Here is a 21690-nt window from a genome sequence, read left to right on the forward strand (position 1 = left end):
CCAGGGTCCCGCGGGCAGAGAGACGGCCACCGCCCCAGGAAGGCGGTGGCCGTTCGCGTTTCTCCCCACCGCCCTGGGCCGGGGACCGGACGACGAGCTCTGGGGTCCGACAAGGGCGACGTCCCGGATCCGCCGAACGGCGAGACGGCCACCGCCCAAGGAGGCGGTGGCCGTTCGTGTTTCCCGGGTTGTCAGACGGCGGTCAGTACCGCCGCGGAGTTGAAGCCGCCCGAGCCTCGGGCCACGACCAGCGCGGCCGACAGCCCGTCCACGGCCCTGGCCTCGGTGACCAGGTCCACGCCCTCGGGAGCGGTGGTGCCGACGGTCGGCGGGATCACCCCACCGGCCAGGGACAGGGCCGCCCACGCGACGTCGAGGGCCGCGCCGCCCGAACACAGGCGGCCGGTCATCGTCTTGGGCACCGTGACCGGCACGCGGCGGCCGCCGAACACCTCCCGCAGCGCCGCCACCTCCCGGGCGTCCCTCACCGGGTCACCGGCACCGTCGGCGAAGACCACCCCGACGTCGTCGGGGCCGAGCCCGGCGCGGGCGATCGCCTCGCGCATGGCCCTGGCGTACTGGCGGTGGCCGGGGGCCGGGTCGCTCACGTGGTGGGCGTCGTGGGTGGACGCGGTCCCGGCGATCTCGGCGTAGACCGTCGGGGCGCACCTGCCGAAGGCGCTGTGCCGGTCCTCCACGACGAGCATCGCGCCTCCCTCGCCGGGGACGTGGCCGCCCGCGCCGGGAGCGAAGGGACGGTAGGCCGTGGCCGGGTCGCTCCCGCGTCCGGCCGTCGCCTCACCGGCCTGGCAGGCCAGCGCGTACGGCGACAGCGGCGCCTCGGTGCCCCCGGTCACGACGACCTCGGTACCCCGGCGGATCAGCCGGGCCGCCTCGGCGAGCGCGTCGATCGCCCCGGCCGCGTCCGCGACCAGCACCCCGCAGGCGCCTTTGAGCTGGTGCCTGATGGACAGCTGGCCACTGCTGGCGGCGTAGAACCAGCCGATGGACTGGTAGGCGCTCACCGCCCGCGGGCCCCTGCTCCACAGCGCCTGGATCTCCCGCTGCCCGAACGCGTTCCCGCCGGAGCCCCCCGCGGTCACCACCGACAGGTCGAACGGGTCCTCCCTCGCGGGATCGAGGGCGGCGTCGGCGAAGGCGAGCCCGGTGGCGGCGAGGGCGAACCAGGTCCACCGGTCGGTCTGCACCAGCAGCCTGCTGTCGACGAACTCGCGCTCGTCGAAGCCGGTGACCTCCCCCGCCAGCCCGATCGGCGCCCCGGTGGCGTCGAACGACGTCACCGGGCCGATCCGGCTCCGCCCGCTCAGGGACCCCTCCCAGTGCTCGGCCACGCCGACCCCCGTCGGGGCGACCACCCCGATCCCGGTGATCACGGCTCTGCGGTCGCCCATCGGCCCACCCCGGCTCGGAGAACGGTCGCTCATCGGCCCTCCCCCGCTCAGGGAACGGCCGCTCATCGGCCCGCCCCCGGCTCGGAGAAGATCATCGCGGACTGGAAGCCGCCGAAGCCGCTGCCCGCGGAGAGCGCGTGCCCGGCGGACACCTCGCGTGCGACCAGGGGCGTGTAGTCCAGGTCGCACTCGGGGTCGGGGACGGTCAGGTTGGCCGTGGGCGGGACCACCCCCCGCTGCAGCACCAGGGCGCAGGCGGCCATCTCGATCGAGCCGATCGCGCCGAGCGAGTGGCCGATCACCGACTTGATCGAGCTGATCGGCACCCGCCGGGCGTGGTCGCCGAGGCTCCGCTTGTAGGCGGACGTCTCGTGCAGGTCGTTCTGCTTGGTCCCGGACCCGTGGGCGTTGACGTAGCCGATGTCCTCGGGGTTGAGCGCGGCCTGGCCGAGCGCGTCGCCGATGGCCTCGCCCAGCTCGTAGCCGTCCGGCCGCAGCCCGGTCATGTGGAAACCGTTGGCCCGCGCGGCGTAGCCGGTGACCTCGCAGTAGACGCGGGCGCCGCGCCTGCGGGCGTGCTCCAGCTCCTCCACCACCAGCACCGCCGCGCCCTCGCCGAGGACGAAGCCCTTGCGTCCGGCGTCGAAGGGCCGCGAGGCCGTCTCGGGCTCGCCGTTGCTCGGGCTGGTGGCGCGGATGGCGTCGAAGCACGCCACGGTGATCGGGGAGATCGGCGCGTCCGACGCCCCCGTGATCATCATGTCCGCCTCGCCGTCCTGGATGAGCCGGTAGGCCCGGCCGATCGCGTCGATCCCGGAGGTGCAGCCGGTCGAGACGACGGCGGCCGGGCCGTTCGCGCCGAACCGGACCGCGAGCTCGGCCGCCGCACTGGAGGGCACCAGCGCCTGGTAGAGGAACGGCTTGAGGTGGCGGTGGTCCACCTCCCAGTCCCTGCCGCGGTCGCTGGCGACCACGTACTCCTCCTCCAGGGTGATGGTGGCCCCCACCGCCGAGCCGAGGCTGACCCCGGCCCGCTCGGGGTCGGCCGCGCCGAGGTCGAGGCCGGAGTCGGCCAGCGCCTCGTCGGCGCAGGCGACGGCGAGCTGGGTGAAGCGGTCCATCCGCCGGACCTCGCGCGGGGTGAGCCCGTGGGCGGCCGGGTCGAAGTCGACCTCGGCCGCGATCTGGGAGCGGAACGGGGACGGGTCGAAGGCGGTGATCCGGCGGACGGCCGGCTTGCCGTCCACGATCCGGTTCCAGAACTCCTCCCGGCCCACCCCGCCCGGGGCGATCACCCCGACGCCGGTGACGACGACCCGTCTCACGTTCCCCCCCTCTCCGGGTGGGGCTCGGTGTCCACGTGCCCGAGTTCGGGTCTCGGGGCGAGCGGGCTGAGCTGGAAGACCACGAGCGCGTCGTCCTCGCCGACATTGGTGAGGCGGTGCCTGACGTGGCGGGGGACGAGCAGCGCCTGCTCGGCGCCGACGGTGAGCGGCTCGCCGTCGAGGTCCACCCTGAGCGTCCCGGTCGCGACGAACACGTACTCCTCGGAGTAGGGGTGGTAGTGCTCGGAGACGCCCTCGCCCGGTGCCAGCCGTACGGCACCGCAGAAGCCCGACGAGGAGCCGCAGGTCGCCGGGGAGACCAGGGTGCGCAGGTCGCCGCCGCGCCTGGTGTTGGACGGCACGTCGTGGAAGCCCACGACGCGGCGGCGGCGCCGCTCCACCCTCTCCTTGATCAGCGACATCTGGATCGCCGAGCCGGCGTTGATCCGGTCGGTCATCCCCCGGGTGTCGACCGGGGCCTCGGGCCTCATGTGGAAGTCCTGCACCCAGCGCATGCGGGTGCGGTCGGGGCCGAGCTCCTCGTAGACCCAGGTGATGTTCATGAACTCGAACGGCCCGGTCTCCACCCGGCGCGCCCGGACCGTCCAGGTGTCGCGGTCCCAGGAGCGCTCCGAGACCCAGGACCAGACGCGGTCCCGCTCGTCGGGGTGCATGGTGAGCCGGAAGGTCACCGAGTCGTCCGACCCGGCGAGGACCTCCACCTTGGCGTACTCGGAGAAGAGCTCCGGCCAGGCCTGGACGTCGTTCGTCTGGTCCCAGACGAATCCGATGGGCGCGTCGATCTCGATCGCGTTGTCGGTGTGTCCGATCATGATGTGCGTTCTCCCCTCAGGCGCCGGTCGCGGCCAGCCGCTCGGTCACGAGTTCTCTCATCAGGGACGGCGTGGCCTCGGCCGTCAGCTGTTCCTCCACGTCCACGCCGAACCGGTCCTGGATCCGGGTGGCGATCTCCACCCGGGCCAGCGAGTCGAGGTCCAGCTCGTCGAAGCTGCGCTCCAGGGCGTCGTCCCCGGTGCCGGGGTCCAGGCCCACGGCGAGCAGCAGTTCGCGCACGTTCTCGTCGGTGAATGGCATCGTCGTCGTTCCTTGTCGTCGGTCGGTGTCTCCGGGGTGCGGGTCGGTATTGCGGAGGTGCGGGTCTACGTCTCTGGAGTACGGGTCGGTGTCACGAAGGTGCGGGTGCGTGTCTCTGGAGTACGGGTCGACGACGCGGAGGTGTCTGCCGGTGTCGTGGGAGGTCCGGGCCGGTGGCCCCGGGTGGCGGCCGTCGTCGCGCAGGGCGTCGACGAGCCAGATCCGGGCCGGGCCGACCGCCCTCGGGTCCGCCATCGCGGGGACGGGACGGCCCAGTTCCCGGGCGAGGTCGGCCTGGTGGGTCACCGAGGCGCGCCAGCCGTACCCGGCGAGCCACGCCTCCGGGTCCTCCACGGCGGACCGCCAGGCGGCCTGGGTGGAGGTGAGCCTGCTCATCGCGGGACGCATCTGCGGCAGCTCGGCGTACGCCCGGTTGACGTGCTCGACGGCGAGCCTGCTGCCGGGGGCGGACAGCTCGGAGACCCGGCCGAGGACGCGCGCGCCGTCCCGCGGCGTGAGGTACATCAGCACGCCCTCGATCAGCCAGGCGATCGGCTCGTCCGGGTCGAGACCGGCGGCCAGCAGCGGCGACGACCAGTCCCCGCTCAGGTCGGCGGGGACGACCGTACGATCGCAGGTGGGCCGGGCCCCCCGGCCGGCCAGTTCCCTCTCCTTGAAGGAGACCAGGCCCGGCAGGTCGACCTCGAACAGGCGGGTGCCCTCGGGCCAGTCCAGCCGGAACGCGCGGGTGTCCAGGCCCGCGGCGAGCAGGACCACCTGCCGCGCCCCGGCCGCCACGGCCTCGCGCAGCCGGTCGTCGAAGAAGCGGGTGCGCAGGACGAAGTGCTCCCCGGCACGGCGGCCCGCCTCGCTGATCCCGGCGATCCGCCCCGCGGCGCCGGCGAGCGGGCCCGCCAGCGGGTCGTCGAAGAGCCGGTCGGGCCGCGCGCTCTCCGCCTCCCTCGCCTGGGCGATCACCACCGCGGTGCGGCTCACGCCGGTGGGCAGGCCGGGTTCTCCGGCGGGTCGGGGCATTCCTCGCTCCTGTCTCCTGTGAGGCCGGTCAGGTCGGTGCGGCCGTTCAAGCCGTTCAAGCCGGTGAAGTCGACGGCCATGGTGAGCCGGTAGGTCTCGCGGTAGACCAGCCGGTCGAAGGTCAGGCGCATGAACGCGTCGCGCGCCGCGCAGGCGACCGGGTGCCGCCAGCGGGTGAGCTCGCCGTTGGCGCGCGACCGCCGGACCATCCGGGTGGTGCGGCCCACCCGCCGGGCCTCGTAGCCGGCCAGTGCCCGCGGCACGTCGCCGCCGGTGAGGGTGAGCTCGTCGGCCAGCACGAGGGCGTCCTCGATCGCCTGGCCCGCGCCCTGGCCGAGGTTGAACGTCATGGGGTGGGCCGCGTCCCCCAGCAGCGTCACCGGGCCGTGGCTCCAGCTCCGCAGCGGGGGCCGGTCGAAGACGTGCACCGGGGTGACGTCGTCCGCCCCGGTGGCCGCGATCAGGCCGGGGATCGGGTCGGGCCAGCCGGCGAACTCCCCGGCCAGCAGGTCGAGGGCGCTCACCCCGAGCCTCGGGACGACCCGGTCGCCGAGCACCCCGTCCCAGTAGACGTGGTCGCCGGTGAGCCGGTAGCAGACGAACCACCGGCCGCGGCCCCACGTGCTGAGGAAGGTGCGCGCGGGCACCCCGGACCCCGGCAGCCGGATCACCCCCTGGAAGGCGGTGAACCCGGCGTAGCGGGGCGGCGGGTCGCCGGGGAGCAGCGCGGCGCGTACGGCCGAGCGCAGCCCGTCCGCGCCGACGAGCAGGTCCGCCCGTTCCTCGCGGCCGTCGTCGAAGCGGGCGACGACACGCTCGCCCGTCACGGTGAGGCCGGTGAACCGGGAGCCCGTCACGAGGTCGTCCCCCACCTGGCCGGTGAGGAGGTCGTGCAGTTCGGGGCGGCCGACGCTGTGAACGGGCGCGCCGAGGGGGCCGGCCATGCGCGCCATGGACCACTCCGCGATCCGGCGGCCGTGCGCGTCCCTGAACAGGTGCCGGTCCAGCTCGTGACCGATCTTTCGAACCCCGGGCTCCAGCCCGAGCTCGCGCAGCGCGAGCACGGCGTTGTGCCAGAGCACCAGTCCGTGTCCGGCCCGTGCCGCGCTCGGCCCTGGGGCGCGTTCGTGCACGCTGACCTCGGCTCCCGCGGCCCGCAGCGCCAGCGCGGCGGTCAGCCCGCCGATGCCGCCCCCGACGACGACCACTCTCACGCGGGTCCCCGCGCGACGGCCGCCACGGCGGGCTCCACCTCCACGTCGAGCGAGATGCCCGCTTCATCCCCCGCCGCTGCGTCCGCCCTCGCCGACGCTTCCGCCCTCGCCGGTGCTTTCTCCCCCGGCGCTGCTTCCGCTGACGCTTCCGCCGGTGCTCTCTCCCCGGAAAACGCCTCGTCCCCGGCCGGCGCGCCCGCCTCCGTCTCCGCCCGGATCAGGAAGCGCAGGGAACGGGCCTCTGTCACGCACTCCCGCATCGGCCGGACGAGCTCGCGGTGCTCCTCGGTGGCCTCCCAGGCGAGGAAGTCGGCCACCCGGCGCCACTCGCTGGTGATCAGCCACTGCTCGGGGTCGGTGACCGACTGGCAGACCTGGTCCTTGAGGTGCCCGGGTACGCCGCCGGACACCTGGTACCGGATCCTCTCGTAGGCGGCGAGGAAGTCCTCCCGCCGCTCGGCGGGCACCCTGATCAGGAAGACGATCCGGGCCCTCACCGGGGGCCTCCCGTCCCGGCCACCCCGGGCGGCGGCCCGCCGCCGAGTTCGGAGGTGAACTCGAACCTGCCCAGCACCGGCACGCAGCTCCCGTACAGGCCGTCCGCGGCCTCGCTGGTCAGGAAGGCGACGACCCTGGCGACCAGGTCGGGGGTGACGGTGTGGTCGAAGTTCATCCGCGGGCGTTCCCGGCGCTTGTCCGGGGTGTCGGCCATGGTCATGACGACCGTGTTGGCGTGGACGCCGCTCCGTTTCACCTCGTGCGCGATGGAGCGGACCCAGGCGACCAGGGCCGCCTTCGCCGCCGCGTACGCCGACAGCGCGGGCAGCGGCTCGTCGGCGAGCGGGGTGCTGAAGTAGACCAGCCGCGCGCCCTCGGTCAGGTACGGCAGGACGGCCTGGGTGGCGGTGACGGCCGACAGGAAGTTGTCGCGCAGCATCCGCTCGTAGCCGCCGGTGTCCATCAGGAAGAACGGCCCGGCCAGGAAGCCGCCGGCCAGGTGGACCAGCCCGTCGAGCCGGCCGAAGCGCCTGACCGCCTCCTCGGCGGCCAGGCGGGCGCCCTCGGGGTCGGAGACGTCCGTGGCCAGCGTCTCGACGCGGCCGGGGACGCCGTACCTCCGCTCCAGCAGGGCGACGCGGTCCTTGTCGCGGCCGGTGAGCAGCAGCCGGTCCCCCCTGGAGCCGAGCAGCTCGATCACGGCCTCGGCGAGCCGCCCGGTGGCGCCGGTGACGACGAGGACGGGGGCGGTCATCGGACCGGCTCCGCGACCCGGGTGGTCACGTGGTCCATCAGGGAGGACAGGAAGAAGGACCGCGCGCCGTCGGGGCTGCCCATGTCGCGCGGGACCGCGAGGTAGCCGTCCAGCTCGCGCTCCAGCCTCTGGATGCTCGGCTGCCTGGACAGGTGGGCCATCACGCTCGGCAGGTTGCCGTCGATCTCGATGACCCGGATGACCGTGGTGCCCTTCATGAAGATCGAGGTGCTCAGCAGCCGGGTGCCGTCGGAGGTCTCCCACTCGGGGGGAGCGTAGCTCGACAGCAGTTCCCGCACCGCCGCCTCCGCACCGGGCCTGATCTGGAAGGTGATCGCGTAGCGCTGCATCGGGCTTCCTTGGGTCGGGGCGGCCGTCCGCCGCCTGCTGCGACCAGCCTGTTGGCCGGGGGCCGGGCTGTCTTCCGCCACGCGGCCGGACCTGCGCTCCCCCGGCGGAGGGGCCCTCTCCGCCTCGGGCGGGAGCCCGCCGCTCCTCACCGGAGCTCCCCCGTCGCTGGCCGCGCGGGACCGGGGGCGTACGATCCCAAGCAACCATTTGCTTTACGCTCGACCTGAATCCTTGCCGGCCGGAATTGCGGACGCCGCGATTCGCGAATTTCACCCACACATCGAGCGTTCACAGATAATACGATTTATCCCGTTACCCCTTAGGGATTCCTTAGCCGCCCCTGTGAGAACCCATAGAACGGCCGGACGACACCGGCACTGGTGGTGCGCGCTGACGGAAGGCCGTTAAGTCCCGCGACGTGCCGACAGCAGGAAGAAGGCAGGTGGCCGGTAGACGCCCTCAATAGTCAAAGAATAGAATCTTAATGAAGTCTGTGACAGCCCATATGATTTGCTTGATATAGTCACTTTTTCTGACTACGCTCACCTTTCATGGGGGAACGACGGGGCAAAACAACCCAAGGAAGCAAGCACCTCTCATGTTTAACGAGTAGCCGATCTCAGCGGACCCCAACGGGGTGGGTTCGATGAGCACCTTCCTCGGCTATCTCGTCTCGGAGCTGAGCTGGACCGACCTGCTGTGCTCGACGGTAGCGGCGCTTCTGGCCGTCACGTCGTCCACACTCGGCACCCGCAGGCACACCAAGTCCATACTGGCCAGGCGCGAGAACGCCGCCGCACTGCGCGAGCGGCGCCGGATCGCCCGCAACCTGCACGACGGGGTGGGCCACGGCCTGACCGTGATCGCCCTCCAGGCCCGGCGGCTGACCGGGTCACCCGCGACGGCCCACCAGGTGGCCCAGATCATCGAGGAGACGGTCCAGGCGACCCTGACCGACCTGCGAGGGACCCTGACCGACCTGCGGCACGACCCGCCTCCCCCGAGGGGGCGGCGTGACCTCCCCCCGGAGGAGGAGCCGCGGCGCCACGACGACGGCGTGCTCCTGTCCACCAGGCTGACCGAGCTCGCCGGGCGCTTTCCCTTTCCCGACCTGGCCGTACGGCTGCGCAACGTCGCCGCCGAACGCCACGTGCCGCCCGAGGTCGCCGGGACGGCGTTCCGCGTCGCCCAGGAGGCCCTGACGAACGCGCTCAAGCACAACACCGGCCCGGTCCACCTGGAGGTCTGCTTCGGCGAGAAGCTGAGCGTCTCGGTGGTCAACGAGACGCGCTCGTCCGGCGGGATGGCGGTGGCCATGCCCCTCCCCCGCAGGCGGGGCGGCGGCGGCACGGGGCTGCGGGGCCTGTCGGAACGCGTCGCCGAGCAGGGAGGTCACCTGGAGTCAGGACCGCTGACCGGGGGCGGGTTCGTCACCCGGGCCGTCATCCCGGTGACTCCCGCCATCTCCAGAGAGGACGAGCCATGCGGAAGATCCGCGTCCTGATCGCCGACGACCAGCCGCTGATCCGCAGTGGCCTGCACGCCGTCTTCGACGGGGTACCGGACATCGTGGTGGTCGGCGAGGCACCGCACGGGGTGCAGGCGGTGCAGTCGGTCAAGACGCTCCGCCCGGACGTCGTGCTGATGGACATCAACATGCCTCGCATGGACGGCATCACCGCCACCAGGGAGATCTGCAAGCTGGGTGCCGACTATCCCGCGAAGGTCGTCATCCTGACCATCTACGACCAGGACGAGCACGTGTTCGAGGCGCTGCGCAGCGGGGCGAGCGGCTTCATCCTCAAGCACACGCCCACCGAACGGCTGGTGGACGCCGTGCGCGAGGCCGCCGAGGGCGACGCCCTGCTCTCGCCCTCGGTGACGCGCAAGCTCATCGACGAGTTCGCCAGGCGCCCGGTGCTCTCGGCCGCGCCGACCGCCGTGCTCGACCAGCTCACCGAGCGCGAACGCGAGGTGTTCCAGCTGCTCGTACGCGGCTACGGCAACGACGAGATCGCACGCGCGCTCGTGCTCGGCGACAGCACGATCAAGTCACACGTCCAGCACCTCTACCAGAAGCTCGGCGTGCGCGACCGGGTGCAGATCGTGATCTTCGCGTACGAGAACGGCCTGGTCGCGGCCACCCCCCGGGGCTGACCCGACTCCGGCGCCCGAAGGCGGCCGTCTCCCCTCCGGGAAGGAGACGGTCCCCTTCCCGGAGGAGTGACGGGTTCACGCCGGCGGCGGGCGACACCGGCCGGGACGGGTTCCTACGGTGGGACGGACCCGATCGACCGGCCACCGAGGAGTGCCCGTGCCCGACCAGATCCTGATCGTCGCCCGCCTCGCTCCCGGCGGTTCCGGCGAGGTCTCCCGCCTCTTCGGCGAGTCCGACGCGGGCGAGCTCCCCCGCGCGCTCGGGGTAAGGCGCCGCGACCTCTTCCTCTACCGGGACCTCTATTTCCACCATGTCGAGTTCGAGGGATCCGCCGCCGAGACGATGGCCCTCGCCCGCGAGCGGGAGGACTTCCTGCGGCTGAGCGCGGACCTCGACCCGCACGTCAGGCCGTACGACCCGGACACCTGGCGCGGCCCCGCCGACGCGATGGCGCGGCGGTTCTACCACTGGACCCCCGAGGAGCGCGCCCTGTGACGATCTCACCCGCCACCGCACCCACCGCACCCGCCGCACCGGCCACAGCACCCTCGGCCCGGCCGGCCACCGCACCGGCCATGGCAGCGGCACCGGCACCGGCACCGGCCGCCGAGCCCGTACCGTGGGCGCGCTGCCCCGGCTGCGCCGCCATCGTGTACGCCCCCCGCCTGGCCCGTACGCGACGCGTCTGCCCCGAGTGCGGTCACCACCACCGGCTGAACGCCGTCGAGCGGCTGCGCACCCTGGTGGACGACGGCTCCTTCCGCGCCGCCACCCCGCAGGTGCGCGGCGTCGATCCGCTGGGCTTCACCGACTCCCGGCCCTACGCCGAGCGCCTGGCCCAGGCACGGGGGCGCACCGGCCTGGACGACGCCGTCCTCCACGGCACCGCCACCGTCGGCGGCCACCGCGTGGTCGTCGCCGTCATGGACTTCTCCTTCCTGGGCGGCAGCATGGGCTCGGCCGTCGGCGAGGCCGTCACCCGTGCCTGCGAGCGGGCGCTGGACGAGCGCGTCCCGCTCGTCCTCGCCGTCGCCTCCGGCGGCGCCCGCGTGCAGGAGGGCGGCCTGTCCCTGATGCAGATGGGCAAGACCGCCCAGGCGATGCGGCGGCTGCGGCGCGCGGGCGTGCTCAGTGTCTGCGTGCTGACCGACCCCACCTTCGGCGGGGTCACCGCCTCGTTCGCCACCCTCGGGGACGTGCTGATCGCCGAGCGCGGCGCGCTCGTCGGCTTCGCCGGGCCGCGCGTGATCGCCTCGGCGACCCGGGAGAAGCTCCCCCGGGGATTCCAGAGCGCCGAGTATCTCGCCGGGCGCGGCATGCTCGACCGGGTCGAGCCCCGCGACGGCCTGCGGCCCCTGCTCGCCCGGCTGCTGTCCACGACCGGCCGGGCCGCTTCTCCCGGACACGCCCAGGGGCCGCCAGGCGGGCCCTCGGCGGTGATCCGCGATCCGGGCGAGCTGTCCGGCGCGCCGACCGCCCAGGAGACCGTGCGGCTGGCCCGCGACACCCGGCGCCCGACCGCCCTCGACTACATCTGGCACCTGTGCTCGGACTTCGTGGAGCTCCACGGGGACCGCACGCACGGCGACGATCCGGCGATCGTCGGCGGCACCGGCCTGATCGACGGGACGCCCGTGATGGTCATCGGCCACCAGAAGGGCCACGACACCAGGGAGCTGGTCGCCAGGAACTTCGGCCTCGCCCACCCCGAGGGGTACCGCAAGGCGCTGCGGCTGATGGGGCTCGCCGACCGGCTCGGCCTGCCGGTGGTGACCCTCGTCGACACCCAGGGCGCCGCCCCGGGCGTCGGGGCCGAGGAGCGCGGCCAGTCGTGGGCGATCGCGGAGTGCATCGCCGGCATGTCGGAGCTGTCGGTCCCGGTGGTCGCGACCGTGGTCGGCGAGGGCGGCAGCGGCGGGGCGCTCGCCCTCGCGGTGGCCAACCGGGTGCTGATGCTGCGCCACGCCGTCTACTCGGTGATCAGCCCGGAGAGCTGCTCGACGATCCTGTACGGCGACCCCTCGCACGCCCCCGAGCTGGCCGAGTCCCTGCGGATCACCGCGCCGGAACTGCTGCGGCTCGGCGTCGTCGACGGGGTCGTACCGGAGCCGCCGGGCGGGGCGCAGGAGGATCCGGCGGCGGCGATGGAGGCGCTCGGGGCGGCCGTCCTGGAGTCGCTGCGCGAACTGTCCGGGCTGAGCGGCGACGAGCTGCGCAAGCACCGCCACGAGAGGTTCCGCGGGCTGGGAGTGATCGAAGGTGGATGAGCGGACCACCGAGGAACCGACCCCCGAGACGACCGGGAGGCCGACTCCGGAGACCGCCGTGAGACCAGCCCCGGAGACGACCGGGAGACCGGCCCCCGAGACCGCCGTGAGCCCCGGTTCCGGCCCCGGTTCCGGCTCCGGCTCCGGGGAGGACGCTCACGCGGCGATGCGGCTGCTGCGCGAGGAGGTCGGCAACCTCGTCAGGACCGTTCCCGGCCCGGTGGCGGCCATCTCCCTGCGCCTGGGCGAGTGCGCCCTGGAGGTGACCTGGGCCTTCCCGCAGCCCGCCGCGCCGCCCCCGTGGCCCGTCGCCGCCGTCGAACGGGCGGCCACCAGACAAACAGGAGCCACCGGGCAGGACGCGCGACCGGCGGAGACCGGCCCCCTCGGCGCGACGCGGGAGCACTCCTCGTCGCACGCGGTGACCTCTCCCCTGGTCGGCACCTTCTACGTCGCCGCAGAGCCGGGGGCCCCGCCCTTCGTGCAGCCGGGCGATCAGGTGGACGCCGGTCAGACGATCGGCATCGTCGAGGCCATGAAGCTGATGAACCCGGTCGTCGCCGGACACGCGGGCGAGGTCGTCGAGGTCGTCGCGGGGAACGGCGAGCCGGTGGAGTACGGGCAGGTCCTGGTACGGCTGCGGACGGACGACGCATGAGCTTCGCGAGGATACTCATCGCCAACCGGGGCGAGATCGCGCTGCGCGTGGCCAGGACCTGCCGCGAGATGGGCATAGAGACCGTCGCCGTGTACTCCACCGCCGACCGTGACGCCCGGTTCACGGCCTACGCCGACCGGGCCGTCCACATCGGCCCGGCCCCGGCCCGGCGCAGCTACCTGTCCGTGCCCGCCGTCGTCGAGGCGGCCCTGCAGACCGGGGCGGAGGCGATCCACCCGGGCTACGGCTTCCTGTCGGAGGACGCCGATTTCGCCAGGATCTGCGCGGACAACGGGATCACCTTCATCGGGCCCTCCCCCGAGGTCATGGAGTGCGTCGGCGACAAGGCGCGGGTGCGCTCCCTGATGGCCGAGGCCGGGCTGCCCGTCCTGCCCGGCAGCGACGGCGCCGTACCCTCGGCGGCCGAGGCCGAGCGGATCGGCGCCGAGATCGGCTACCCGGTCATCGTGAAGGCCGCGGCGGGCGGCGGCGGGCGAGGCATCGAGGTGGCGCGCGACCGGGCCGAGCTGCGCGACGTCCACCGGCGCACCACCGCGTTCGCCCGGCAGATGTTCGGCGACGGCGACGTCTACATCGAGCGGTTCGTGCCCGTCGCCCGCCACGTGGAGGTGCAGCTGCTGGGGGACTCCGCCGGGAACGTCGTACACCTGGGAGAGCGCGACTGCTCGCTGCAGCGGCGCAACCAGAAGCTCGTCGAGGAGGCGCCCTCCCCCGCGTTGCCCGAGGAGGTGCGTGGGCGGCTCGGCGAGTACGCGGTGGCCGGGGCGCGGCACGTCGGCTACACCGGCGCGGGGACGATGGAGTTCCTGGTCGCCCCGGGCGGGGAGGCGACCTTCATGGAGATCAACGCCCGCATCCAGGTCGAGCACCCGGTCACCGAGATGCTCACCGGCGTCGACCTGGTCAGGGAGCAGATCCGGGTGGCCGCGGGCGAGCGCCTGTCCTTCACCCAGGAGCAGGTCCGCCTCACCGGCGCGGCCATCGAGTGCCGGGTGAACGCCGAGGATCCCTCGGCGGGGTTCCGGCCCGCCCCCGGCCGCCTGACGGTCTTCCGGCCGCCCGGCGGGCCCGGGGTGCGGGTCGACTCCGGGTTCGCCCAGGGCGACGCGATACCGCCGGACTACGACTCGTTGATCGCGAAACTGGTCGTCTGGGCGCCCACCCGGCGGGAGGCCGTCGCCAGGGCCGATCGCGCGCTCGCCGAGTTCGCGGTGGAGGGTCCCGGGGTGGCCACCACCATCCCGCTGCTGCGCGAGCTGCTCGCACACCCCCGGTTCGCGGCCGGTGAGCACAGTACCGGATTCGTGGACGCGTTCATGAGCGAGCGGGGACATATACGCTGGTCTGCGTAAACTTTTCTGAATGCCAGCGTAAATCCGGGGTACTCGCCACCACATGACCGATTCTCAGGGGATCATCGGAGCCCGCTACCGCCTGCTCGAACGCATCGGCCGAGGAGGCATGGGAACGGTCTGGAGAGCCCGCGACGAGGTGCTGGGCCGCGAGGTCGCGGTCAAGGAGGTCATCCCCTCCCCCGACCTCACCGAGCCCGAACGCGAGGTCTTCACCGTACGGACCCTCAGGGAGGCCCGTGCCGCCGGCCGGATCGGCCACCCGGGGGTGGCGACGGTCTACGACGTGATCGAGGAGTACGGGCGTCCCTGGATCGTCATGCAGCTGGTCGACTCCCGCACGCTCGGGGCGGTGATCAGGGAGGACGGGCCGCTGCCGCCGATGCGGGTGGCGCGGATCGGGCTGGAGGTGCTGGGCGCGCTGCTCGCCGCCCACCACGCGGGCGTCCTGCACCGCGACGTGAAGCCGGACAACGTGCTGATCGCCGCGGACGGGCGGGCCGTGCTCACCGACTTCGGCATCGCCGTCCTGGAGGGCGACTCGTCGATCACCAGGACCGGTTCGCTCATCGGCACCCCGGCGTTCATCGCGCCGGAGCGGGCGAGCGGCGGGCCGGCCGAGTTCGCCTCCGACCTGTGGTCGCTCGGCGTGACGCTCCACGTGGCCGTCGAGGGCCGCTCCCCCTTCGAGCGGGCCCACCCGCTGGCGACGCTCAGCGCCGTCATGCACCAGGAGCCGTCGCCGATGCGGTTCGCGGGGCCGCTCGCCCCGGTGATCTACGGCCTGCTGCACAAGGATCCCGCGCGGCGCATGTCCGCCCGCGAGGTGCAGATCCAGCTGACCTCGCTGGTGAACGGGACCGCGCCGCAGCCGACCATGCCCATCGAGATGCCCGCGGAGCTGCCCGTCGAGCAGCCGGCCCAGGCGCGGGGCGGGTGGTCGACCGGGCCGTCCCCGGTGATCCCCGTGGCCGCCGGGATCTCCGAGGGCGCTCCCACCACCCCGGCCGGGCCCGTGCCGCCCGTGCCGCCTGTGCCGCCCGCGTCGACCTGGTCCGGTCCCGAACCCGGGCAGGACCCGGATTTCGCCTCCCCGAGGCGGCGGCGCCCGGCGATGGCCGCCCTGGTCGCGGCGGCGCTCGCCGTCGCCGTGACCGCGGGAGGGCTGGCGTGGGTCGCCGCCAACTCCCCGTCCCAGGGCCCCAAGGACCCGCCGACCTCGTCGAGCGTGGCGCCCGAGGAGAAGCCCTCCGGCGACCCCGAGCAGGCGAAGGTACCGGCGCGGAACGACCCCACGCGCGGCGGCGACGGCGGGACCCCGGAGCGCCCGGCGCCGGAGAGGTCGGGCAACGGCGAGGCCCCGCGGGACAGGCCCACGGGCAGGCCCTCGTCCAGGCCGACGGGCGCACCGTCGCAGGAGCCTGAGGAGCCGGAGCAGGACCCCGCCGACCAGGCACCGGACGAGGAGCAGGGTGACGGCGGCGGGGGTTCCGGGGGCGACGAGGGCTCCGGCCAGGACAACGCGCCGGGTGAGGGGCAGCAGGGCGACTCGCCCGACCAGGTCGATCCGGGCGCCGGGACGGCCGCGCTCGACGCGAACGCCGGAGGCGCCGGGGGCGGCGAGGGCGGCGAGGGCACTGCGGCGAGGGCCGGAGCGGAAGCCGGGGCGGAGACAGTGCGGGCCGGCTAAACCGACTGAACCTGCTGGACCTGCCGGACCTGCTGGACCGGCCACGACGAGGGGATGCCCGGCGGCGGAGCCGGGAAAGCCTGACAGGACCACCCGGCCGACCCGGGTGAGCGGCGGGCCGCGCTAGGACTCGGCGGCGACGATCTCCAGGGCGCGGGCCAGGTCGTCGGGGTAGGCGGTGCCGAAGGAGACCCACTCGCCGGTGGAGGGGTGCTCGAAGGCCAGCGAGACCGCGTGCAGCCACTGTCGGCTCACTCCCAGGCGCGCGGCCAGGGTGGGGTCGGCCCCGTACAGCATGTCGCCGACGCACGGGTGGCGCAGCGCCGACATGTGGACCCGGATCTGGTGGGTGCGGCCCGTCTCCAGCTTGATGTCCAGCAGCGACGCCGCGCGGAACGCCTCGATCGTGTCGTAGTGGGTGACCGAGTCCTTGCCCCCGGCCACGACCGCCCAGCGGCCGTCCCCGACGGGGTGGCGGTCGATCGGCGCGTCCACGGTGCCGCGGTGCGGGTCGGGGTGACCCTGGACCAGCGCGTGGTAGCGCTTGTCGACCGTGCGCTCCTTGAAGGCCCGCTTCAGGTGGGAGTACGCGTGCTCGCTCTTGGCGACGACCATCGCGCCGGTGGTGTTGGCGTCCAGCCGGTGCACGATGCCCTGGCGCTCGGCCGCGCCGCTGGTGGCCACCCGGTGGCCGGTGCCCAGCAGGCCGCCGATCACGGTGGGCCCGGTCCAGCCGGTGGTCGGGTGGGCGGCCACGCCGATGGGCTTGTTGACGACGACGATGTCGTCGTCCTCGTACACGATGTGCATGCCCGGCACCGGCTCGGCCACCGGCATCGGCGTGGTGGGCGGCGGCGGGAGGGTGACCTCCAGCCACGCGCCGCCGTGGACCCGGTCGGACTTGATCGCGGTCGAGCCGTCGACCAGCACGTCGCCGGCGACGATCAGCTCGGCCGCTCGCGTGCGGGAGAGGCCGAACAGGCGTGACAGGGCGGCGTCGAGGCGCTCGCCCTCCAGCCCGTCGGGGACGGGGAGGCTTCGCCGGTCAGCCATCGCTGTTCTCCTTCGTGTCCTGCGTGGTCTTGGTGTCCTGCGTGTCCCGCGTGGACTTCGCGGCTCCCGTGTCGCGCGTGCCGTCGATCTGGTAGCCCCGCCAGGCGAGGATGACGGCGAGGACGCCGCCGCAGACGATCGACGAGTCGGCGATGTTCCAGACCGGGAAGTGGCCGGGGAAGGTCTCGATGAAGTCGACCACGTGCCCCTGGAGCGGCGAGGGCCTGCCGGGGCCGAAGCCCGAGGGCCAGCGGAAGATCCGGTCGGTGAGGTTGCCGAGCGCGCCGCCGAGCAGCAGGCTCAGCGTGATCGCCCAGGGCAGGCTGCGCAGGTTGCGCGCGGTGCGCAGGATCGCCACCACGACGGCGGCCGCGACACAGGTGAAGACGATCGTCATCCCGGTGCCGAGGCTGAAGGCGGCCCCCGAGTTGAAGATCACCCGGAACTGGAGGAGGTCCGGGATGACCACGAGCGGCTCCCTGCCCTCCAGGGTCCTCAGCACGAGGGTCTTCGTGGCGAGGTCGAGGGCGTAGACGATGGGGACGATCGTCGCGAGCACGGCGATCCGCCGCCGCTTCGGGAGCGGGGCGGCCGGGGCCGCCCCCTCCTCGATGTCGCCGGTCAGCGGCGCTCCTCCCGCTGCTTGCAGGCCACGCACAGCGTCGCCCTCGGAAACGCCTGCAGGCGCTCCTTTCCGATCGGCTGATGGCACGATTCGCACACTCCGTAGGTCCCCGCGTCGATCCGGGCGATCGCTCGCTCGTTCTGCGCGACCAGGTCGCGCGAGTTCAGGGTAAGGGCGATTTCGCGCTCGCGTTCATACGTCCGGGCTCCGGCGTCGGCCTGATCGTCTCCCGCACCGTCGGTGACGTCGCTGGACGCGATCTCCGTCTCGGCCTTGGCGATCTCCGCGGTGAGCTCGTGGATCTCCGCGGCCAGCTTCCCCCGGACCTCCCTGAGCTCCTCGGCCGACCAGGTGACGACGGCGCCGTCCTGGGACGGCGCCACCGCGCTGTTGTCTGCGCGCACGGTCGCGGCCATGGCGGCCTCCTTGCTCGATGGACCGTCTCCAATGTGGTAAACGGTGCGGGCAGCTTAGGTCTCCCATAACAGAACGGCAAACGACCCGCCGCAATCTTTACCACTCCCGTAACATCCGGTCGCTTCCCCCTGATTCCGCCCAGCGAACCTCAATACGGGGAAGCTTCCGGGGGGCGGGTACGTTATCGTGTGAGCCTGCAAGGCGTCGATGGGGACAGCAACCTCCGCATCACCTCGCACGAGCGACCCGGGGACGGTGCGAGCCCGGGGCGAGGCGCGAAGGCACGATCACCCCGGAGCCGCCGGAAGAACGGCCGCGCGACCCTCCCGGAGGCCCGCGGCGGCCCAGTAGACCCGGCAGCAGACCGAAGGAAGAGGGCCTTCCGCGTTCCCGCGAAGGTCAAGGAGGGTGGTACCGCGGGGCCCGAACGGCCTCGTCCCTCCACGCCACAGCCGTTCCAGCGTGGAGGTCCAGCCCATCATGTCCGCCTATTTCCGTTCTCTCCCGGCGCAGGTCGATCTTCCCGCGCTTGAGCACGAGGTTCTCGACCGCTGGCGGGACGGCAAGATCTTCGAGCGCTCGGTCGAGCAGAACTCCGGCGGCCCCAACTGGGTCTTCTACGAGGGCCCGCCCACCGCCAACGGCATGCCCGGCGTCCACCACGTCGAGGCCCGCGTCTTCAAGGACCTCTTCCCCCGCTACAAGTCGATGCGCGGCTTCAACGTGCCCCGCAAGGCGGGCTGGGACTGCCACGGGCTGCCCGTCGAGGTCGCCGTCGAGAAGGAACTCGGGCTCTCCGGCAAGAAGGAGATCGAGGCGTACGGCATCGCCGAGTTCAACGACCGGTGCCGCGAGTCCGTGCTGAAGCACGTGGACGCCTTCGAGGAGATGACCGAGCGGATGGGGTACTGGATCGACCTGTCCCAGGCCTACCGCACGATGGACCCGGCCTACGTCGAGTCCGTCTGGTGGTCGCTCAAGGTCATCTTCGACAAGGACCTGCTCACCCGCGACTTCCGCATCACCCCGTACTGCCCCCGCTGCGGCACCGGCCTGTCCGACCACGAGCTGGGCCAGCCGGGCGGCTACGAGACCGTCACCAGCCCGTCGGTCTACGTCCGCATGCCCGCGACCTCGGGGCCGCTCGCCGACCTCGGCGCCTCGCTGCTGATCTGGACCACCACGCCGTGGACCCTGGTCTCCAACACCGCCGTGGCCGTGCACCCCGACGTGACCTACGTCGCGGCCCGCCCCGCCGGGTCCGACGAGGTCCTCGTGGTGGCCGAGCCGCTGCTGGCCGCCGCGCTGGGCGAGGGCGCCGAGGTGCTCGCCGCCTTCCAGGGCGCCGACCTGGAACACACCACCTACACGCGGCCGTTCGAGCTGGTCGACATCCCCGGCGCGCACTACGTGGTGCTCGGCTACTACGTCACCACCGAGGACGGCACCGGCCTGGTCCACCAGGCGCCCGCCTTCGGCGCCGACGACATGACGACCTGCAAGCGCTACGGGCTGCCCGTGGTCAACCCGATCGGCCCCGACGGCCGGTTCCTCGACAGCGTGCCCCAGGTCGGCGGCGAGTTCTTCAAGGACGCCGACGAGGGGCTCACGGCCGACCTGCGCGAGCGCGGCCTGCTCTACCGGGGCGCCCACTTCGAGCACAGCTACCCGCACTGCTGGCGCTGCCACACCGCGCTGCTCTACTACGCCCTCCCCGCCTGGTACATCCGCACCACCGCGATCAAGGACCAGCTCCTCGCCGAGAACGAGAAGACCAGCTGGTACCCCGAGACGATCAAGTGGGGCCGGTTCGGCGAGTGGCTGCGCAACAACGTCGACTGGTCGCTGTCGCGCTCGCGTTACTGGGGCACCCCGCTGCCCCTGTGGGTCTGCACGGCCGACGAGTCGCACGTCACCTGCGTCGGCTCGCTGGACGAGCTGGGCCGCCTGTCCGGCCGGGACGTCTCCGCGCTCGACCCGCACCGCCCCTACGTGGACGACGTCACGCTGCCCTGCCCCACCTGCGGTAACGAGGCGCGCCGGGTGCCCGACGTGATCGACGCCTGGTACGACTCCGGCTCGATGCCGTTCGCCCAGTGGGGTGCCCCGTACCTGAACGAGGAGATGCTGGAGAAGGCCTACCCCGCGCAGTTCATCTGCGAGGCCACCGACCAGACCCGCGGCTGGTTCTACTCGCTCATGGCGGTCGGCACGCTCGTCTTCGGCAGGTCCTCGTACGAGAACGTGCTCTGCCTCGGCCTCATCCTCGCCGAGGACGGCCGCAAGATGAGCAAGCACCTGGGCAACGTGCTCAAGCCGATGCCGCTGATGGACCAGCACGGCGCCGACGCGCTGCGCTGGTACATGGCCTGCTCCGGCTCGCCGTGGGCGGCCCGCAGGGTGGGACACGGCGCCCTTGAGGAGATCGTCCGCAAGGTCCTGCTCACCTACTGGAACACCACGTCGTTCTTCACCCTGTACGCCAACACCGAGTCCTGGTCGCCGTCCAGGCTCGCCGAGGCGCCCGCGTACGACGAGCGCCCGCTGATCGACCGCTGGGCCCTCGCCGAGCTGCACCGGACCGTGGCCGAGGTCACCGCGTCGCTGGACGTCTTCGACACCGCCCGCGTCGGACGGCGCCTCGCCGAGTTCCTCGACGACCTCTCCAACTGGTACGTGCGCCGCTCCCGGCGCCGCTTCTGGACCGGCGACCCCGCCGCGTTCGCCACGCTGTACGAGTGCCTGGAGACCGTCACCCGGCTGATGGCGCCGGTGGTGCCGTTCACCACCGACTACGTCTGGGACGTGCTCCGCGACACGAGCGCCCCCTCCTCGGTCCACCTGGCCGGCTGGCCCGAGGTCAACGGCGAGCTGCTGGACACGGAGCTGTCCGAGCGGATGGCGCTGGTCCGCCGCCTGGTGGAGCTGGGCCGCTCGGCCCGCGCCTCCAGCGGGGTCAAGACCCGCCAGCCGCTCGGCCGCGCCCTGGTCGGCGCCCCCGGCTGGGCCGCGCTCTCCCCTGAGCTGCGCGAGCTCATCGCCGACGAGCTCAACGTGAAGGACCTGGAGGACCTGTCCGGGATCGGGGCCGACCTGGTGTCCTTCACCGTGAAGCCGAACTTCCGGGCGCTGGGCAAGCGGTTCGGCTCGCGGACCAAGCTGGTCGCCTCGGCGGTCACCGCCGCCGACCCCGCCGAGCTCGCCCGCGCGCTCCGTACCGGCTCGCCGGTCCCGGTGGAGGCGGGAGAGCTGGGCACCGTGGAGCTCGGCGCCGACGACGTGATCGTCACCGAACAGCCCAGGTCCGGCTGGGCGGTGGAGGCCGGAGCCGGTGAGACGATCGCCCTCGACCTGACCATCACCGACGAGCTGCGCCGCTCGGGCCTGATCCGCGACGTCATCCGCCTGCTCCAGGACACCCGCAAGTCCACCGGCCTGTCGATCACCGACCGGATCGACGTGTGGTGGTCCACCGGCGACGCCGACCTGGCCGAGGCCCTGCGGACCCAGGGTCGGTCGGTGGCCGACGAGGTCCTCGCCGTCTCCCTCACCGAGGGCGGCGCCGACGACCTCCCCGCCCACAGCGACGCCGAGCTGGGCCTGACCTTCCAGCTCCGCCGCGCGACGACGACGGTCTGACCTGGTCCGAACGGGTCCGGCCGTCGAGACCGGTCAGACCCGTTCGAAGCGGCCGGGGAATCCTGGAAAGGCTGGGAATCCTGGGAAGGCTGAGAAGGCTGCGAGATCGGACACGGCCGGGGTCCC

At 73.0% G+C, this 21690-nt stretch carries 19 protein-coding genes; 8 read left to right on the top strand and 11 right to left on the bottom strand.

The window, feature by feature from the left end:
* Positions 1 to 191: 191 nt before the first annotated feature.
* The 8 genes from ACSC1Q_RS02055 to ACSC1Q_RS02090 are packed head-to-tail and all read right to left on the bottom strand — an operon-like array spanning position 192 to position 7683.
* Positions 192 to 1445 (bottom strand): beta-ketoacyl synthase N-terminal-like domain-containing protein, encoded by a 1254-nt coding sequence (locus tag ACSC1Q_RS02055; RefSeq protein ID WP_436756899.1) that lies wholly within the window; start codon positions 1443 to 1445, stop codon positions 192 to 194.
* Positions 1446 to 1474: 29 nt separating this feature from the next.
* Positions 1475 to 2737 (bottom strand): beta-ketoacyl-[acyl-carrier-protein] synthase family protein, encoded by a 1263-nt coding sequence (locus ACSC1Q_RS02060; RefSeq protein WP_436756900.1) that lies wholly within the window; start codon positions 2735 to 2737, stop codon positions 1475 to 1477.
* Complete coding sequence (locus tag ACSC1Q_RS02065) at positions 2734 to 3570, bottom strand: cupin domain-containing protein (RefSeq protein ID WP_436756901.1); 837 nt, start codon at positions 3568 to 3570, stop codon at positions 2734 to 2736. Before ACSC1Q_RS02065 ends, ACSC1Q_RS02060 begins: the two co-directional genes overlap by 4 nt.
* Positions 3571 to 3586: 16 nt before the next feature.
* Complete coding sequence (locus ACSC1Q_RS02070) at positions 3587 to 4867, bottom strand: SAM-dependent methyltransferase (RefSeq protein ID WP_436756902.1); 1281 nt, start codon at positions 4865 to 4867, stop codon at positions 3587 to 3589.
* Entirely contained in the window at positions 4825 to 6081 is a 1257-nt protein-coding gene (locus ACSC1Q_RS02075) for an FAD-dependent monooxygenase (RefSeq protein WP_436756903.1), read from the bottom strand. Before ACSC1Q_RS02075 ends, ACSC1Q_RS02070 begins: the two co-directional genes overlap by 43 nt.
* A complete protein-coding gene (locus ACSC1Q_RS02080) occupies positions 6078 to 6578 on the bottom strand; it encodes an antibiotic biosynthesis monooxygenase family protein (protein ID WP_436756904.1) in 501 nt (166 codons plus the stop codon). The genes ACSC1Q_RS02075 and ACSC1Q_RS02080 overlap by 4 nt, the downstream gene beginning before the upstream one ends.
* Entirely contained in the window at positions 6575 to 7333 is a 759-nt protein-coding gene (locus ACSC1Q_RS02085; RefSeq protein ID WP_436756905.1) for an SDR family NAD(P)-dependent oxidoreductase, read from the bottom strand. Before ACSC1Q_RS02085 ends, ACSC1Q_RS02080 begins: the two co-directional genes overlap by 4 nt.
* Positions 7330 to 7683 (bottom strand): SchA/CurD-like domain-containing protein, encoded by a 354-nt coding sequence (locus ACSC1Q_RS02090; RefSeq protein WP_436756906.1) that lies wholly within the window; start codon positions 7681 to 7683, stop codon positions 7330 to 7332. The genes ACSC1Q_RS02085 and ACSC1Q_RS02090 overlap by 4 nt, the downstream gene beginning before the upstream one ends.
* Positions 7684 to 8330: 647 nt before the next feature.
* Here ACSC1Q_RS02090 and ACSC1Q_RS02095 point away from each other — a divergent pair.
* The 7 genes from ACSC1Q_RS02095 (at position 8331) to ACSC1Q_RS02125 (ending at position 15830) form a co-directional block, all read left to right on the top strand.
* Positions 8331 to 9188, top strand: coding sequence for a sensor histidine kinase (locus tag ACSC1Q_RS02095; protein WP_436756907.1), 858 nt, complete (start codon positions 8331 to 8333; stop codon positions 9186 to 9188).
* Positions 9167 to 9841 carry a response regulator gene (locus ACSC1Q_RS02100; RefSeq protein WP_436756908.1) on the top strand — a complete coding sequence of 225 codons (675 nt, stop codon included), beginning with the start codon at positions 9167 to 9169 and terminating at the stop codon, positions 9839 to 9841. The genes ACSC1Q_RS02095 and ACSC1Q_RS02100 overlap by 22 nt, the downstream gene beginning before the upstream one ends.
* 157 nt (positions 9842 to 9998) lie before the next feature.
* Complete coding sequence (locus tag ACSC1Q_RS02105) at positions 9999 to 10337, top strand: TcmI family type II polyketide cyclase (protein ID WP_436756909.1); 339 nt, start codon at positions 9999 to 10001, stop codon at positions 10335 to 10337.
* The gene (locus ACSC1Q_RS02110) at positions 10334 to 12109 is read left to right on the top strand and encodes an acetyl-CoA carboxylase carboxyltransferase subunit alpha (RefSeq protein WP_436756910.1); all 1776 of its coding nucleotides are present in this window, start codon (positions 10334 to 10336) and stop codon (positions 12107 to 12109) included. The genes ACSC1Q_RS02105 and ACSC1Q_RS02110 overlap by 4 nt, the downstream gene beginning before the upstream one ends.
* 58 nt (positions 12110 to 12167) lie before the next feature.
* Entirely contained in the window at positions 12168 to 12767 is a 600-nt protein-coding gene (locus ACSC1Q_RS02115) for an acetyl-CoA carboxylase biotin carboxyl carrier protein (RefSeq protein WP_436756911.1), read from the top strand.
* Positions 12764 to 14140 carry an acetyl-CoA carboxylase biotin carboxylase subunit gene (locus tag ACSC1Q_RS02120; RefSeq protein ID WP_436756912.1) on the top strand — a complete coding sequence of 459 codons (1377 nt, stop codon included), beginning with the start codon at positions 12764 to 12766 and terminating at the stop codon, positions 14138 to 14140. Before ACSC1Q_RS02115 ends, ACSC1Q_RS02120 begins: the two co-directional genes overlap by 4 nt.
* A gap of 43 nt (positions 14141 to 14183) precedes the next feature.
* Positions 14184 to 15830 (top strand): serine/threonine-protein kinase, encoded by a 1647-nt coding sequence (locus ACSC1Q_RS02125; RefSeq protein ID WP_436756913.1) that lies wholly within the window; start codon positions 14184 to 14186, stop codon positions 15828 to 15830.
* Between the two features lie 123 nt (positions 15831 to 15953).
* Here the strand turns inward: ACSC1Q_RS02125 and ACSC1Q_RS02130 are convergent, their stop codons facing one another.
* The 3 genes from ACSC1Q_RS02130 to ACSC1Q_RS02140 are packed head-to-tail and all read right to left on the bottom strand — an operon-like array spanning position 15954 to position 17924.
* Positions 15954 to 16883, bottom strand: a complete 930-nt coding sequence (locus ACSC1Q_RS02130) for an RluA family pseudouridine synthase (RefSeq protein ID WP_350967116.1) — start codon at positions 16881 to 16883, stop codon at positions 15954 to 15956.
* A complete protein-coding gene (locus ACSC1Q_RS02135) occupies positions 16876 to 17541 on the bottom strand; it encodes a signal peptidase II (RefSeq protein WP_436756914.1) in 666 nt (221 codons plus the stop codon). The genes ACSC1Q_RS02130 and ACSC1Q_RS02135 overlap by 8 nt, the downstream gene beginning before the upstream one ends.
* The gene (locus ACSC1Q_RS02140) at positions 17505 to 17924 is read right to left on the bottom strand and encodes a TraR/DksA family transcriptional regulator (protein WP_436756915.1); all 420 of its coding nucleotides are present in this window, start codon (positions 17922 to 17924) and stop codon (positions 17505 to 17507) included. The genes ACSC1Q_RS02135 and ACSC1Q_RS02140 overlap by 37 nt, the downstream gene beginning before the upstream one ends.
* A gap of 481 nt (positions 17925 to 18405) precedes the next feature.
* On the opposite strand from ACSC1Q_RS02140, the gene ileS reads away from it, so the two are divergent.
* Positions 18406 to 21564: an isoleucine--tRNA ligase gene (gene ileS / locus ACSC1Q_RS02145; protein ID WP_436756916.1), complete on the top strand. Its 3159-nt coding sequence runs from the start codon at positions 18406 to 18408 to the stop codon at positions 21562 to 21564.
* The last annotated feature ends 126 nt before the right edge of the window (positions 21565 to 21690 follow it).

It is taken from the genome of Streptosporangium heterodermiicola (assembly GCF_051390675.1).
Classification (GTDB): domain Bacteria; phylum Actinomycetota; class Actinomycetes; order Streptosporangiales; family Streptosporangiaceae; genus Streptosporangium.

Excerpts from the sequence above, each read along its gene's own strand:
- ACSC1Q_RS02090 (WP_436756906.1), bottom strand. The coding sequence starts at position 7,683 with ATGCAGCGCTACGCGATCACCTTCCAGATCAGGCCCGGTGCGGAGGCG.
- ACSC1Q_RS02125 (WP_436756913.1), top strand. The coding sequence starts at position 14,184 with ATGACCGATTCTCAGGGGATCATCGGAGCCCGCTACCGCCTGCTCGAA.
- ACSC1Q_RS02130 (WP_350967116.1), bottom strand. The coding sequence starts at position 16,883 with ATGGCTGACCGGCGAAGCCTCCCCGTCCCCGACGGGCTGGAGGGCGAG.
- ACSC1Q_RS02100 (WP_436756908.1), top strand. The coding sequence starts at position 9,167 with ATGCGGAAGATCCGCGTCCTGATCGCCGACGACCAGCCGCTGATCCGC.
- ACSC1Q_RS02120 (WP_436756912.1), top strand. The coding sequence starts at position 12,764 with ATGAGCTTCGCGAGGATACTCATCGCCAACCGGGGCGAGATCGCGCTG.
- ACSC1Q_RS02095 (WP_436756907.1), top strand. The coding sequence starts at position 8,331 with ATGAGCACCTTCCTCGGCTATCTCGTCTCGGAGCTGAGCTGGACCGAC.
- ACSC1Q_RS02085 (WP_436756905.1), bottom strand. The coding sequence starts at position 7,333 with ATGACCGCCCCCGTCCTCGTCGTCACCGGCGCCACCGGGCGGCTCGCC.
- ACSC1Q_RS02065 (WP_436756901.1), bottom strand. The coding sequence starts at position 3,570 with ATGATCGGACACACCGACAACGCGATCGAGATCGACGCGCCCATCGGA.
- ileS (WP_436756916.1), top strand. The coding sequence starts at position 18,406 with ATGTCCGCCTATTTCCGTTCTCTCCCGGCGCAGGTCGATCTTCCCGCG.
- ACSC1Q_RS02070 (WP_436756902.1), bottom strand. The coding sequence starts at position 4,867 with ATGCCCCGACCCGCCGGAGAACCCGGCCTGCCCACCGGCGTGAGCCGC.
- ACSC1Q_RS02140 (WP_436756915.1), bottom strand. The coding sequence starts at position 17,924 with ATGGCCGCGACCGTGCGCGCAGACAACAGCGCGGTGGCGCCGTCCCAG.
- ACSC1Q_RS02055 (WP_436756899.1), bottom strand. The coding sequence starts at position 1,445 with ATGAGCGACCGTTCTCCGAGCCGGGGTGGGCCGATGGGCGACCGCAGA.